Origin of the sequence: Streptomyces enissocaesilis, assembly GCF_039533765.1 — a bacterium.
In the GTDB taxonomy this organism is placed as follows: Bacteria; Actinomycetota; Actinomycetes; order Streptomycetales; family Streptomycetaceae; genus Streptomyces; species Streptomyces enissocaesilis.
The window spans coordinates 297,430-311,194 of the sequence record NZ_BAAAUD010000047.1; the positions used below are offsets into that span (position 1 = coordinate 297,430).

The 13,765-nt window shown below is 73.7% G+C and carries 11 protein-coding genes; 8 read left to right on the forward strand and 3 right to left on the reverse strand.

The window, feature by feature from the left end:
- Positions 1-76 precede the first annotated feature (76 nt).
- From ABD374_RS23735 to ABD374_RS23750, 4 genes are all read left to right on the forward strand, one after another.
- Positions 77-1,594: a PucR family transcriptional regulator gene (locus ABD374_RS23735; RefSeq protein ID WP_344497611.1), complete on the forward strand. Its 1,518-nt coding sequence runs from the start codon at positions 77-79 to the stop codon at positions 1,592-1,594.
- A 118-nt stretch (positions 1,595-1,712) separates the two neighbouring features.
- On the forward strand, positions 1,713-2,870 hold the full coding sequence (locus tag ABD374_RS23740) for an acyl-CoA dehydrogenase family protein (protein ID WP_344497612.1): 1,158 nt from the start codon (positions 1,713-1,715) through the stop codon (positions 2,868-2,870).
- Positions 2,871-2,875: 5 nt separating this feature from the next.
- The gene (tesB, locus tag ABD374_RS23745; protein WP_344497613.1) at positions 2,876-3,748 is read left to right on the forward strand and encodes an acyl-CoA thioesterase II; all 873 of its coding nucleotides are present in this window, start codon (positions 2,876-2,878) and stop codon (positions 3,746-3,748) included.
- 20 nt (positions 3,749-3,768) lie between these two features.
- Positions 3,769-4,716: a cation diffusion facilitator family transporter gene (locus ABD374_RS23750; protein ID WP_344497614.1), complete on the forward strand. Its 948-nt coding sequence runs from the start codon at positions 3,769-3,771 to the stop codon at positions 4,714-4,716.
- Here the strand turns inward: ABD374_RS23750 and ABD374_RS23755 are convergent.
- The 3 genes from ABD374_RS23755 to ABD374_RS23765 all read right to left on the reverse strand — a co-directional run bounded on the left by ABD374_RS23755 (position 4,659) and on the right by ABD374_RS23765 (position 7,421).
- Entirely contained in the window at positions 4,659-5,465 is an 807-nt protein-coding gene (locus tag ABD374_RS23755) for a phosphatase (protein WP_344497615.1), read from the reverse strand. The genes ABD374_RS23750 and ABD374_RS23755 overlap by 58 nt on opposite strands.
- Positions 5,466-5,611: 146 nt before the next feature.
- Positions 5,612-6,232 (reverse strand): SACE_7040 family transcriptional regulator, encoded by a 621-nt coding sequence (locus tag ABD374_RS23760; RefSeq protein ID WP_344497616.1) that lies wholly within the window; start codon positions 6,230-6,232, stop codon positions 5,612-5,614.
- A 22-nt stretch (positions 6,233-6,254) separates the two neighbouring features.
- The gene (locus ABD374_RS23765) at positions 6,255-7,421 is read right to left on the reverse strand and encodes a DUF418 domain-containing protein (protein WP_344497617.1); all 1,167 of its coding nucleotides are present in this window, start codon (positions 7,419-7,421) and stop codon (positions 6,255-6,257) included.
- A gap of 278 nt (positions 7,422-7,699) precedes the next feature.
- Here ABD374_RS23765 and ABD374_RS23770 point away from each other — a divergent pair, with 278 nt between their 5' ends.
- Genes ABD374_RS23770 through ABD374_RS23785 form a run of 4 tightly spaced genes read left to right on the forward strand, consistent with a single transcriptional unit; the run spans position 7,700 to position 13,719 of the window.
- Positions 7,700-9,316, forward strand: a complete 1,617-nt coding sequence (locus ABD374_RS23770) for a carboxyl transferase domain-containing protein (RefSeq protein WP_344497618.1) — start codon at positions 7,700-7,702, stop codon at positions 9,314-9,316.
- 13 nt (positions 9,317-9,329) lie between these two features.
- Positions 9,330-11,621, forward strand: coding sequence for an ATP-binding protein (locus ABD374_RS23775; protein WP_344497788.1), 2,292 nt, complete (start codon positions 9,330-9,332; stop codon positions 11,619-11,621).
- Complete coding sequence (locus tag ABD374_RS23780; protein WP_344497619.1) at positions 11,618-12,556, forward strand: hydroxymethylglutaryl-CoA lyase; 939 nt, start codon at positions 11,618-11,620, stop codon at positions 12,554-12,556. The genes ABD374_RS23775 and ABD374_RS23780 overlap by 4 nt, the downstream gene beginning before the upstream one ends.
- 2 nt (positions 12,557-12,558) lie before the next feature.
- Positions 12,559-13,719, forward strand: coding sequence for an acyl-CoA dehydrogenase family protein (locus ABD374_RS23785; protein WP_344497620.1), 1,161 nt, complete (start codon positions 12,559-12,561; stop codon positions 13,717-13,719).
- Positions 13,720-13,765 lie beyond the last annotated feature (46 nt).

Sequence of the window (13,765 nt, forward strand, 5' to 3'; positions counted from 1 at the left end):
GACATTAAGTGGCTGAAAGGCGACGCTGAAGTGTACGTTTCCTCTACTTTCCAGATTCCAGATGGATGGACCATCCATGCCGGACGCCCCACCCCCTTCTCCCCCACCCCCTTCTCCCCCTTCGCCTTCCTCCCCTCCGACCCCGTCGGTTTCGCTGGCGGCGCTGCTGGCGCGGGAGGAACTCGGCCTGCGCCGGATCGCGGGCCCCGAGGACGCGGACCTGCACTGGGTGCACACCTCGGAGATGGCCGACCCGTACCCGTACCTGCTCGGCGGTGAGCTCCTCCTGACCGCGGGGGTCCTGCTCACGGACCCGGACCGGTACGTGGCCCGGGTGGTGGAGGCGGGCGCGGCGGCGCTCGGTTTCGGTGTCGCGCCGGTGCACGACACGGTGCCGCCCGCCCTGGTGGCCGCCTGCGAGCGCCACGGCCTGCCCCTGGTGGAGGTGGCGCCCGCGACCACGTTCTCGGGGGTCGCCCGCGCGGTGTGGCGGCTGATGGCGGAGGCCCGCCACCGCGAGTTGCGCCGGGTCGCGCAGGCCCAGCAGGGCCTGGCCACGGCGGCGGCCCGCCCCGACCCGGTCCCGGCGGTGCTGCGGCAGCTGACCGCGCGGCTCGACGGGGGCGGGGCGTGGGCGGTGCTGCTGTCGGCGGAGGGCGCGCCCCTGGCCACGGCGGGACGCCCCCCGTCCCCGGAGGCCCACGCGGCCCTGACCCGGCTGACCCGGGTGGTGAACCCGCCCCCGGACGAGGCCCCCGCCCGGGCCGTGCCCGCCTCCGCGACCGACACCGCCGCCGGCAGCCACCTCGCCGCGTACGCCCTCGCGGGCGGCCAGCGGCTCGTCCTCGGGGTGGCCTCCGAGCGGCGCGAGGCCGGGGACCACACCATCGCGGGCGTCGCCGTCGTCCTGCTGTCCCTGCTCACGACGCCGCACCAGGGCGCCGCGGAGTCCGCCCGCGCCGCCGCGCTGGTGCGGCTGCTGCTCGGGGCGGACGCCGGCGCCGTGGCACCGCTGCTCGGCGCGGACGAGTGGACCGTGGTGCACGCCCGGCCGGCCGGCGCCTCCGGCGGCCGTGATCCGCTCGCCGCCTCGGCGCTCGGGGCGGCGCTCGGCAGCGCGCTGGTGGACGCGACGGACGAGGAGGGCGCCGTACGGGTCCTGCTGGGCGGGGCCGGGGAGATCGGGGCGCAGCCGGGGTGGATCCTCGGGGTGAGCGCTCCCGTGCCCCCGCACGACCTGCCCGCGGCCGACGCCCGCGCCGCCCGGGCGGTGCGCCGGGCCGAGGCCACCCGCAGTCCCCTCGTGCGCGACCGGGCCGATGCGGGGGCGGGCGTGGCCTCGCTCGTCGCGCCCGAGGAGGCCCGCGCCCACGCCCGCGCCCGGCTCGCGCCGATCGCCGACACCCCCGCCCTCGTCGCCACCCTGCGCACCTGGTTGTCGCTGCACGGGAGCTGGGACCGTACGGCCGTCGCGCTCGACGTGCACCGCAACACGGTCCGCCAGCGCGTCGCCCGCTGCGCGGCCCTCCTCGAAGCCGACCTGGACGACGCCGACGTCCGGATGGACCTGTGGTTCGCGCTGCGCTGGCTGTGACGCGTACGACCGTGCACCGACCTGGACAGCTCTGGTGACCACCCGGTAACTTCGACTGAGCAAGCGCTTAGACAAGTCGGGTCGAAGCCTGAGCTGAAGACAGAGGGAGGGCGTCGTCGTGCGCCGTAGCGTTTTCAACGAGGACCACCAGGCGTTCCGGGAGACCATCCGCGCCTTCATCGAGGCCGAGGTCGTCCCCGTCTACGACGAGTGGTTCACCGCTGGCCAGGCGCCGCGCGACTTCTACTACAAGCTCGGCGAGCTGGGCGTCTTCGGCATCCGCGTCCCCGAGGAGTACGGCGGCGCCGGCATCGACTCGCACAAGTACGAGGCCGTGATGTACGAGGAGACCGCCCGCGCGGGCGTCTCCTTCGGCGGCTCCGGCGTCCACGTGCTGCTCGGCCTGCCCTACCTCGAGATGCTGGCCACCGACGAGCAGAAGAAGCGCTTCCTGCCGAAGTTCGTCTCCGGCGAGGAGATGTGGGCGCTGGCGATGACCGAGCCGGGCACCGGCTCCGACGTCGCGGGCATGAAGACCACCGCCAGGCTCTCCGAGGACGGCACGCACTACGTCCTCAACGGCGCCAAGACCTTCATCACCGGCGGCGTGCACGCCGACCGCGTCATCGTGTGCGCCCGTACCTCCGCCCCGCGCGAGGACGACCGCCGCTTCGGCATCTCCCTGTTCGCGGTGGACACCACGTCCGAGGGCTACTCGGTGGGCCGCAAGCTGGACAAGCTCGGCCTGAAGACCTCCGACACCGCCGAGCTGGCGTTCGTCGACGTGAAGGTGCCGGTCGAGGACCTGCTCGGCGAGGAGAACAAGGGCTTCGGCTACCTGGGCAAGAACCTGGCCTCCGAGCGCTGGGGCATCGCGTTCGGCGCGTACGCCCAGGCCAAGGCCGCCGTCCGGTTCGCCCAGCAGTACGTCACGGACCGCACCGTCTTCGGCAAGCCGGTCGCGGCCTTCCAGAACACCAAGTTCGAACTGGCCGCCTGCCAGGCCGAGGTGGACGCCGCCGAGGCCGTCGCCGACCGCGCCCTGGAGGCCCTGGACGCCGGCGAGCTCACGCCCGCCGAGGCCGCTTCCGCGAAGCTGTTCTGCACCGAGGTCGCGCACCGCGTCATCGACAGGTGCCTCCAGCTGCACGGCGGTTACGGGTTCATGAACGAGTACCCGATCGCCCGTCTGTACGCGGACAACCGTGTGAACCGCATCTACGGCGGCACCAGCGAGGTCATGAAGATGATCATCGCCAAGTCGATGGGCCTGTAGCCCTGGTGTCCGATCCACTCGACGACCTGCTCGATCTGCTCGACCTGGAGCGGATCGAGCAGGACATCTTCCGGGGCCGGTCGCGCTCGGCGGTCGTCCCCCGCGTCTTCGGCGGCCAGGTGGCCGCGCAGGCGCTGGTGGCGGCGGGCCGCACCGTCCCCGGAGACCGTCCCGCCCACTCCCTGCACGCGTACTTCCTGCGGCCCGGCGACCCGGACGCGCCGATCGTCTACACCGTCGACCGCATCCGCGACGGCCGCTCCTTCACCACCCGGCGCGTCGTCGCGGTCCAGCACGGCCAGCCGGTCTTCCACCTCTCCGCGTCCTTCCAGACGTACGAGGAGGGCCTGGAGCACCAGGCGGACATGCCGCCCGCGCCGGACCCCGAGACGCTCCCGACGACCGCCCAGATGCTGCCGGAGTACGCGGACCGCTTCCTCGACGCGGGTGTCGCCGACCGCATTCTCGAAGCCCGCGCGGCGGTGGACCTGCGGTACGTGGACACCCCGCCGTACGGCACGGTCGGCGCACCGCGCGAGCCGCGCTCGCAGGTGTGGTTCCGCACGAACGGCAAGCTGGCCGACGACCCGCTGCTGCACGTGTGCCTCGCCACGTACGTCTCCGACATGACGCTGCTCGACTCGGTGCTGCTCGCCCACGGGCGCGGCGGCTGGACGACCGGCGACGTCGTCGGCGCCTCGCTCGACCACGCGATGTGGTTCCACCGGCCCTTCCGGGCGGACGAATGGCTGCTGTACGACCAGGAGTCGCCGTCCTCGTCGGGCGGACGGGGCCTGGGGCAGGCCAGGATCTACACGCGGGACGGCCGGCTGGCGATCTCCGTCATCCAGGAGGGCGTGGTTCGCGTCCCGCGCTGATCGGACATACCGTCCGGTACATGAGCGAACAGGCCGGGAGCACCGTCACCGTGATCGTGGCGGCGATCGCGAACCTCGGGATCGCCGCCGCGAAAGCCGTCGCCGGTGTCATCAGCGGCTCCAGCGCGATGCTGTCGGAGGCGGCCCACTCGTTCGCCGACACCGTCACCGAACTCATGCTCCTGACCGCGCTCAAGCGCGGCGAGAAGCCCGCCGACGAGGAGCACCCGCTCGGCCACGGCCCGGAGCGCTACATCTGGGCGATGCTGGCCTCCGTCGCCACCTTCGTCGGCGGCGCCGTCTTCTCCGTCTACGACGGCGTCCACACCCTCGTCCACGGCGAGGAACCCGGCGACCCGCTCGTCTCCTACCTCGTGCTGGGCGTCGCCTTCCTGCTCGAAGGCTTCTCGCTCCGTACCGGCATCAGGCAGGTCCGCGGCGAGGCCGCCCGCTTCCACGCCCCCGTCACCCGCTACCTGCGCCACACCCCCGACACGGCGGTCAAGGCCGTCGTGATGGAGGACTCGGCGGCCCTGGCCGGCCTGGCGCTCGCCGCGGGCGGCCTGCTCGGCGGACAGCTCACGGGCTCGGGCGTGTGGGACGGCCTGGCCTCGGTCCTCATCGGCCTGCTGCTCGTGTACGTCGCCTGGGTGCTCGGCCGCAGCAACGCCCAGCTGCTGATCGGGCGTCCGCTGCCCAGGGAGATGCGGGCGGGCGTACGCGAGGAGCTCCTCTCGGTCCCGCACATCGTCGACGTACTGGAACTGACGACGCTCGTGCAGGGGCCGCGCGAGGCGCTGGTCGCCGCGAAGATCGACTTCCGGGACGTGGCGAGCGCCGAACAGATCGAGTGGGCGTGCGAGGAGGCCGAACAGCAGCTGCGCGAGCGCTATCCGGCGATCCGCCGCGTCTACCTGGACCCGACCCCCGGCCCGGGTCGCACCAGGCCGGCCGCGTCCAGCAGGTAGGCCGTCATCGGGTCGTAGAAGCGCGGGTCGGTGACGTGGTCGTCGAGCGGGACGGTGACCTGGAGCGTGCCCTCGGCCTCGGCGATGAAGAGCGCCGGGTCGTTGCAGTCGGCGTACCCGACCGCGTCGATCCCGCGCTGTCCCGCGCAGCCGGCCCACCCGTGGTCGGCGACGACCAGGTCGGGCAGCGGCCGCCCCTCGCGCTCCAGGCCGTCGAGGACCGCCCTCATCGGCTCGGGCGAGTGCGTGTGCCACAGGGTCGCGCCGCGCTCCAGCATCGCGACGTCCGCGAACTGGAACACCATGCCCTCGTCGGCGGTGAGCCCGCCCGGAATCCGTACGATCTCGCAGCCCGCGACGCGCAGCGCGTCCGCGGTCGCGCGGTGTACGTCGAGGAGCCCGCCGGGGTGCCCGGTCGCGAACAGCACCCGCTCCTTGCCGGCGGCGGCCTTGCGCAGCCGCGCCGCCATCCGCTCCAGCGCGTCGACGGTCAGTTCGGGGTCGATGGTGTCCTGGCCGTCGCGGTGTCCGGGGTCGTCGCTGACGCCGCAGCGCTCCGCCATCACGGCGAGGACGTCCTGCTCGTCGGTCCAGCGGTCGCCGAGTTCGAGGCCGAGCCAGTAGTGACGGTCGCCGTTCGCGAGCTTGCGGTAGTGGGAGAGGTTGTTGTCGCGGGGAGTGGCGACGTCACCGGCGATGCGGGTGCGGGTGAGGTGGTCGACGAGGGCGGCGCGGCTGGGTATCGGCATGGGCCCATTGTGCCGTCCGGCTCCGGCCCCCGTCCGGGAAAGCCGCCGCCGCAGAAGCCGGGGCGGCCGGGGAAGCCCGGGAAGCCGCCGGAGAAGCCGGGGCAGCCGGGTCAGCCGGGTCAGCCGGGTCAGCCGGAGAAAGCGGGTCAGGCCGCGGCGCGCGGCGTGAGCGCGCCGAACGCTCCGTGCGCCAGCCGCCGCAGCAGCCCTTCCATCGCCGCCCGCCCCGGCAGGCCCTTGCCGTACGACCCGAGGTGCGGCGTCGAGTTCAGCAGTCCGAACACCGCGTGCACGGCCGACCGCGCCTCCGCCTCCGGTACGCCGGGGTTCAGCTCCCGTACGACGGTGACCCACAGTTCGACGTACTGCCGCTGGAGCCGGCGCACCCGCTTGCGGTCGCTCTCCCTGAGCCGGTCCAGTTCGCGGTCGTGCAGGGTGATCAGGGGCCGGTCGTCGAGGGCGAAGTCGATGTGGCCGTCGATGAGGGAGCCGAGCACCGCCTCCGGGCTGTCCGCGGACTCCGCCGCGGCGCGCTGCCTGCCGCCGTCCAGCAGCCGCTCGCTGATGCCGACGAGCAGTTCGGCGAGCATGGCGTCCTTGCCCGGGAAGTGACGGTAGAGGCCGGGACCGCTGATGCCGACGGCGGCACCTATCTCGTCCACGCCCACACCGTGGAAGCCGCGCTCGGCGAAGAGGCGGGCGGCCTCCCTGAGGATCTGCTCGCGGCGGGTCGGGGCCGCGACGCGGGCGGCGGCGTTGGTGCTCATGAGGTCATTCTAGACCGGCCGGTTAGCGCTCGTTAACCTCATGGGAACGTCCGCCGGGACGCCCGTCGGGACGCTCGCGGAAATGGGTGAACGCCCGCAGCAGCCACTCCACCGGCCCGAGCCGGTACCGGCGCAGGAGCGGGCCGCTGAGGGCGAGCTGCGCCGCGTACAGGGCGAGCGCGAGGCAGACCGGGACGGCGATGCCCAGGCGTCCGTACAGGCCGAGACCGTAGCCCGTGAAGACCAGGGCCATGACGAGCGACTGGGTGAGGTAGTGGGTCAGCGCCATGCGCCCGGCCGGCGCGAGGACGCCCGCCGCCCGCGCCCCGCCCGGCGTACCGAACCAGAGCAGCAGTGCGGCGACGTACGCCGCGGTGAGTGCCGGGGCGAAGACGGTCCCGGCCATCCCGGCGAGCAGTTCCCAGCGGGCGGGGAGCGGGCCCGCCGTGCCGGCGGCGGAGAAGGCGGCGGTGGGCACGCCCACGCAGAGGCCGGCCACCAGGACGCGGCGCAGACCGGCGGTGCTCACCCGGGTGAGCCACTGCCGCTTGCCGGCCGCCAGCCCCAGCAGGAAGACCGCGACGACGAGGCCGCCTATGGTCAGCAGCGCGACGGCGGCGAACCACAGCTGTTCCAGGTTCGCTCCGACGACGTCGGCGAAGCCGCCCCGGTAGGCGGCGGTGAGTCCGGCGGCCTCCGCGGCGGCGGCGCCCGGCGCGGCGTCCGCGCCCGGGTCGGCCAGCGTCGCGAGCGCGCCGAGCAGCAGCAGGACCGACCCGAAGACGCCCCACACCCACAGCGCGGCGCGGTACGCGCCTTCGGGGGTGGCCCGGCGGGCGGCGAAGAGGATCAGGCCGAGCAGGGCGTACGTGGTCAGGATGTCGCCGACGTAGAGGAACACCGCGTGCAGGGCGCCGAGGACGAAGAGCCCCAGCAGCCGCCGCATCGTCCGCGGCCCGAGGCGGGCGCCGGCGCGCTCGGCCGAGACCGCCTGGAGGGTGAAGCTGTAGCCGAAGAGGAACGAGAAGAGCAGGTAGAACTTGCTCTGCGCGAGGAACTGCACCAGCCAGAGGGCCACGGTGTCGGCGGCGCCCGGCGGCCGGCCGCCCACCAGGCCGTAGGGACCGGCCATGGTCAGGCTGTTGACCAGGAGGATTCCGAGGAGCGCGAAGCCGCGGAGGGCGTCCACCTCCAGAACCCGCCGCCGCGGCCGCGGCTCCGTCCCGGTTTCCGCCGTGTCTCGCAGTGTGGCCACAAGCCCCGCCCCCGTATGCACCCCGTACGCACTCGGAGGAAATCCTGACAGCCCTCGGACGCCAGTGCGTCATACCGCAGAACGAATCCCTCCGGCCCCCTCCGGGCGGAGAACCCTGGACAGAGGGGTTAGCGGTCGTTAACCTGAGAGGGCGTTAACGCTCATTAACATGCTCACCGACAGCACACCGACCGGGCGAGGGGGCTCAGGAGATGCGGCAGGCACCGGTGCTGACCAGCACCGCCGATCCGGCAGCCGAGGCATGGCGGGCCAATGAAGCGGCCCACCGGGAGCTCGTGGAGGGGCTGCGCGGGCGGCTCGCCGCGGCGCGGCTCGGCGGCGGCGAGAAGGCCCGCGCCCGCCACACGGCGCGCGGCAAGCTGCTCCCGCGCGACCGCGTGGACACGCTCCTGGACCCCGGGTCGCCCTTCCTGGAGCTGGCTCCGCTGGCGGCCGAGGGGATGTACGGCGGGGCGGCGCCGGCCGCGGGTGTGATCGCCGGGATCGGGCGGGTGAGCGGCCGCGAGTGCGTGGTCGTCGCGAACGACGCCACGGTCAAGGGCGGCACGTACTACCCGATGACCGTCAAGAAGCACCTGCGGGCGCAGGAGGTGGCGCTGGAGAACCGGCTGCCGTGCCTGTACCTGGTGGACTCCGGCGGCGCCTTCCTCCCCCTCCAGGACGAGGTCTTCCCGGACCGCGAGCACTTCGGACGGATCTTCTACAACCAGGCCCGCATGTCGGGGGCGGGCATCCCGCAGATCGCGGCGGTGCTCGGGTCCTGCACGGCGGGCGGGGCGTACGTCCCCGCGATGAGCGACGAGGCCGTCATCGTGCGGAACCAGGGCACGATCTTCCTGGGCGGGCCGCCGCTGGTGAAGGCGGCGACGGGCGAGGTCGTCACGGCCGAGGAGCTGGGCGGCGGCGAGGTCCACTCCCGCACCTCGGGCGTCACCGACCACCTCGCCGAGGACGACGCCCACGCGCTGCGCATCGTCCGCACCATCGTGGCGACGCTCCCGGGACGCGGCCCGCTGCCGTGGCCGGTCGAGCCCGTGGAAGAGCCCAAGGTCGATCCGTACGGGCTGTACGGCGCGGTGCCGGTGGACCCCCGTACGCCCTACGACGTGCGTGAGGTCATCGCGCGTACGGTCGACGGCTCGCGCTTCCAGGAGTTCAAGGCGGAGTACGGCCAGACCCTGGTCACCGGCTTCGCCCGGATCCACGGGCACCCGGTCGGCATCGTCGCCAACAACGGCATCCTCTTCTCCGAGTCCGCCCAGAAGGGCGCGCACTTCATCGAGCTGTGCGACCAGCGCGGCATCCCCCTCCTCTTCCTCCAGAACATCTCGGGCTTCATGGTCGGCAGGGACTACGAGGCGGGCGGCATCGCCAAGCACGGCGCGAAGATGGTGACGGCGGTGGCGTGCACGCGCGTCCCGAAGCTGACGGTCGTCGTCGGCGGGTCGTACGGCGCGGGCAACTACTCGATGTGCGGCCGGGCGTACTCCCCCCGCTTCCTGTGGATGTGGCCCAACGCGAAGATCTCGGTGATGGGCGGCGAGCAGGCGGCGTCGGTGCTGGCGACGGTCAAGCGGGACCAGCTGGAGGCGCGCGGGGAGTCCTGGTCCGCGGCCGAGGAGGAGTCCTTCAAGGCCCCGGTCCGCGAGCAGTACGAGACCCAGGGCAACGCCTACTACGCGACGGCGCGGCTGTGGGACGACGGCGTGATCGACCCGCTGGAGACCCGGCAGGTGGTGGGCCTGGCCCTGACGGCCTGTGCCAACGCGCCGCTTTCCGACCCCGCCTTCGGCGTCTTCCGGATGTGAGTGACACATGACGATGTTCGACACAGTCCTGGTCGCCAACCGCGGCGAGATCGCGGTCCGCGTCATCCGCACGCTGCGGGAGCTGGGCGTGCGCTCGGTGGCCGTGTTCAGCGACGCGGACGCGGACGCCCGCCATGTGCGGGAGGCGGACACGGCGGTCCGTATCGGCCCGGCGGCGGCCTCGGAGAGCTACCTGCGCACCGACCGCCTGCTGGAGGCGGCGGCCCGTACCGGCGCCCGGGCCGTCCACCCGGGCTACGGCTTCCTCGCCGAGAACGCGGCGTTCGCGCGGGCGTGCGCGGACGCGGGGCTCGCCTTCATCGGGCCGCCCGCCCCGGCCATCGCGCTCATGGGCGACAAGATCCGGGCGAAGGAGACGGTACGGGCGGCAGGCGTCCCGGTCGTGCCCGGCTCGTCCGGCAGCGGCCTGAGCGACGAGGAACTGGCCGCGGCGGCGCGGGAGATCGGCATGCCGGTCCTCCTCAAGCCCTCGGCGGGCGGCGGCGGCAAGGGCATGCGGCTGACCCGCGTCGAGTCCGCGCTGGCGGAGGAGATCGCGGCGGCGCGGCGCGAGGCGCGGGCGTCGTTCGGCGACGACACGCTGCTGGTGGAGCGGTGGATCGACCGCCCCCGGCACATCGAGATCCAGGTCCTGGCGGACGCCCACGGCAACGTCGTCCACCTGGGCGAGCGCGAGTGCTCCCTCCAGCGCCGCCACCAGAAGATCATCGAGGAGGCCCCGTCGGTCCTCCTGGACGAGGCCACGCGCGCGGCGATGGGCGAGGCGGCGGTCTCGGCGGCGCGCTCGTGCGGGTACCGGGGCGCGGGCACGGTGGAGTTCATCGTCCCGGGCAACGACCCGTCGTCGTACTACTTCATGGAGATGAACACCCGCCTCCAGGTGGAGCACCCGGTGACCGAGCTGATCACCGGCCTGGACCTGGTGGAGTGGCAGCTGCGGGTCGCGGCCGGCGAGGAGCTCCCCTTCGCCCAGAAGGACATCACGCTCACGGGTCACGCGGTGGAGGCCCGTGTCTGCGCGGAAGACCCGTCCCGCGGCTTCCTCCCCTCGGGCGGCACGGTCCTGGCCCTGCACGAACCGCAGGGCGACGGAGCACGGACCGACTCCGGGCTCACCCAGGGCACGGAGGTCGGCAGCCTCTACGACCCCATGCTGTCCAAGGTGATCGCGTACGCCCCGGACCGCGCCACCGCCCTGCGCCGCCTGCGCGCGGCCCTGGCGGACACGGTCGTCCTGGGCGTCCCGACCAACGCGGGTTTCCTGCGCCGCCTGCTGGCCCACCCGGACGTCGTCTCGGGCGCGCTGGACACGGGGCTGGTCGAGCGCGACGCGGACAGCCTGGTCCCGCAAGGGGTCCCGCCGGAGGTGTACGCGGCGGCGGCGCTGCTGCGGGCCGGGGAGGAGACCGCCGCCGACGGCACTCCGCGCTGGACGGACCCCTTCTCCGCCCGCACGGGCTGGCGTCTGGGCGGCTTCCCCGCCTGGACGGTCCACCACGCCCGCGTACCGGGCCACGACCCGGTGGCGATCGGCGTGCGCACCACGGCGGCGGGCCCGGAGCTCCGGCTCCCCGGCCCGCACCCGACGGCCCCCGACCTGGCAACCGCCATCCCCCTGCGGCCGGTGGCGCCGCATGGCGCGCAGCCCCCGCCCACGGGGGCCGACGGCGGCGCCCCGACGCTCCCCGCCGACGCGACCACCCCGGGCGCGGGCGCAGCCCCGTCCCCCGGCACGGGCACGGGCACGGCCCACTCCGGGGGCGGCGGCGCGCAGTTGCCGCCCCGGGGGCCCGGGGGCCTGCCCCCTCTCCCGGCGGAGCCGCAGGCGCCGCCATCGGGAGGGGCCGGGACGGGGGAGGAGGAACCGCTCCCCACCCGCGCCCGCCTCGTCGCCACGGACGGCCGCACCGTCACCGTCGAGCTCGCCGGTGTGACCCACACCTTCAGCCGCGCCACCGGCCCGGAGGGCATCTGGCTGGGCCGGGACGGGGACTCCTGGCACGTCCAGGACCACGACCCCGTCGAGGCGAGCCTGACCGGCGGCGCCCGCTCGGGCGTCGACACCCTCGCCGCGCCCATGCCCGGCACCGTCACCGTGGTCAAGGTGGCCGTCGGGGACCACGTCGACGCCGGGCAGAGCCTCCTCGTCGTCGAGGCGATGAAGATGGAGCACGTCATCTCCGCCCCGCACGCCGGCACCGTCACCGAGCTCGACGTGACGCCGGGCTCCACCGTGGCCATGGACCAGGTCCTGGCCGTGGTCACCCCGCAGGAGGAGTCATGACCGGGGCACTGCCGATGCGGGTGCCGGCAGCCGGCCTGCCCACCCGTGTCCGCATCCACGAAGTCGGCGCCCGCGACGGCCTCCAGAACGAGAAGACCGTCGTACCGACCGAGGTGAAGGCCGAGTTCATCCACCGCCTCGCCGGCGCGGGGCTCGCCACCGTCGAGGCCACCAGCTTCGTGCACCCCCGGTGGGTCCCCCAGCTCGCCGACGCCGAAGCGCTGTTCCCCCTCCTGCACGACGTCGGCGCCGAGCTCCCCGTGCTCGTGCCGAACGCCCGCGGCCTCGACCGCGCCCTCGCCCTCGGCGCGCGCCGCATCGCCGTGTTCGGGAGCGCGACCGAGACCTTCGCGCGCCGCAACCTCAACCGGACCGTCGACGAGTCGCTCGCCATGTTCGAGCCGGTCGTCGCCCGCGCGAAGGAGGAGAGGGTCCACGTACGCGGCTACCTCTCCATGTGCTTCGGCGACCCGTGGGAAGGGGCGGTCCCGGTCCGCCAGGTGGTCGGGGTCGCCAGGGCCCTGCTCGACCTCGGGTGCGACGAGCTGAGCCTCGGCGACACCATCGGCGTGGCCACCCCCGGCCACGTCCTGGCCCTGCTCACCGCCCTCGGCGAGGCCGGAGTCCCGGCCTCCGCGATCGGCGTGCACTTCCACGACACGTACGGCCAGGCCCTCGCCAACACCCTCGCCGCGCTCCAGTACGGCGTCACCACCGTGGACGCCTCCGCGGGCGGCCTCGGCGGCTGCCCGTACGCGAAGAGCGCCACCGGAAACCTCGCCACCGAAGACCTCGTGTGGATGCTCGACGGCCTCGGCGTCGAGACCGGGGTCGACCTCGGCCGGCTCACCGCCACCAGCGCGTGGATGGCCGAACGGCTGGGCCGCCCCAGCCCCTCCCGCACCGTGCGTGCCCTGTCCCACAAGGAGTCGTAGTCATGCCCCTCGACCACCGCCTCTCCACCGAGCACGAAGAACTCCGCCGTACGGTCGAGGAGTTCGCCCACGACGTCGTCGCCCCGAAGATCGGCGACTACTACGAGCGCCACGAGTTCCCGTACGAGATCGTCCGCGAGATGGGCCGCATGGGCCTCTTCGGGCTGCCCTTCCCCGAGGAGTACGGCGGCATGGGCGGCGACTACCTCGCGCTCGGCATCGCCCTCGAAGAGCTGGCCCGCGTCGACTCCTCCGTGGCCATCACCCTCGAAGCGGGCGTCTCGCTCGGCGCGATGCCCCTCTTCCGCTTCGGCACGGAGGAGCAGAAGCGCGCGTGGCTGCCGCGCCTGTGCTCGGGGGAGATGCTGGGCGCGTTCGGCCTGACGGAACCCGACTGCGGTTCGGACGCCGGCGGCACGAAGACCACCGCCCGCCGCGAGGGCGACGAGTGGGTCGTCAACGGCTCCAAGTGCTTCATCACCAACTCCGGTACGGACATCACCGGCCTGGTCACCGTCACCGCCGTGACCGGCCGCAAGCCCGACGGCAGGCCGGAGATCTCCGCGATCGTCGTCCCCTCCGGCACCCCCGGCTTCACCGTCGCGGCCCCGTACTCCAAGGTCGGCTGGAACGCCTCGGACACCCGCGAGCTGTCCTTCTCCGACGTACGCGTCCCGCTCGCCAACCTCCTCGGCGAAGAGGGCCGCGGTTACGCCCAGTTCCTGCGCATCCTCGACGAGGGCCGCGTCGCCATCTCGGCGCTCGCGACCGGTCTCGCCCAGGGCTGCGTCGACGAGTCGGTGGCGTACGCGAAGGAGCGGCACACCTTCGGCCGCCCCATCGGCTCCCACCAGGCGATCCAGTTCAAGATCGCCGACATGGAGATGCGCGCCCACATGGCCCGCGTCGGCTGGCGCGACGCGGCGTCCCGCCTGGTCCGGGGCGAGCCGTTCAAGAAGGAAGCCGCCCTCGCCAAGCTCTACTCCTCCACGGTCGCGGTCGACAACGCCCGCGAGGCCACCCAGATCCACGGCGGCTACGGCTTCATGAACGAATACCCGGTGGCCAGGATGTGGCGCGACTCGAAGATCCTGGAGATCGGCGAGGGCACGAGCGAGGTCCAGCGCATGCTGATCGCCCGGGAGCTGGGCCTCACCGGCTGACGCCCGTACACCGGACGGGGCCGCCCCGGGGCGCGGGGCCGCCCCG

What these genes read in the sequence shown, in the direction of transcription:
- ABD374_RS23735 (WP_344497611.1), top strand. Translation starts at nt 77, where the DNA reads ATGCCGGACGCCCCACCCCCTTCTCCCCCACCCCCTTCTCCCCCTTCG.
- ABD374_RS23770 (WP_344497618.1), top strand. Translation starts at nt 7,700, where the DNA reads ATGCGGCAGGCACCGGTGCTGACCAGCACCGCCGATCCGGCAGCCGAG.
- ABD374_RS23760 (WP_344497616.1), bottom strand. Translation starts at nt 6,232, where the DNA reads ATGAGCACCAACGCCGCCGCCCGCGTCGCGGCCCCGACCCGCCGCGAG.
- ABD374_RS23775 (WP_344497788.1), top strand. Translation starts at nt 9,330, where the DNA reads ATGTTCGACACAGTCCTGGTCGCCAACCGCGGCGAGATCGCGGTCCGC.
- ABD374_RS23785 (WP_344497620.1), top strand. Translation starts at nt 12,559, where the DNA reads ATGCCCCTCGACCACCGCCTCTCCACCGAGCACGAAGAACTCCGCCGT.
- ABD374_RS23750 (WP_344497614.1), top strand. Translation starts at nt 3,769, where the DNA reads ATGAGCGAACAGGCCGGGAGCACCGTCACCGTGATCGTGGCGGCGATC.
- ABD374_RS23780 (WP_344497619.1), top strand. Translation starts at nt 11,618, where the DNA reads ATGACCGGGGCACTGCCGATGCGGGTGCCGGCAGCCGGCCTGCCCACC.
- ABD374_RS23755 (WP_344497615.1), bottom strand. Translation starts at nt 5,465, where the DNA reads ATGCCGATACCCAGCCGCGCCGCCCTCGTCGACCACCTCACCCGCACC.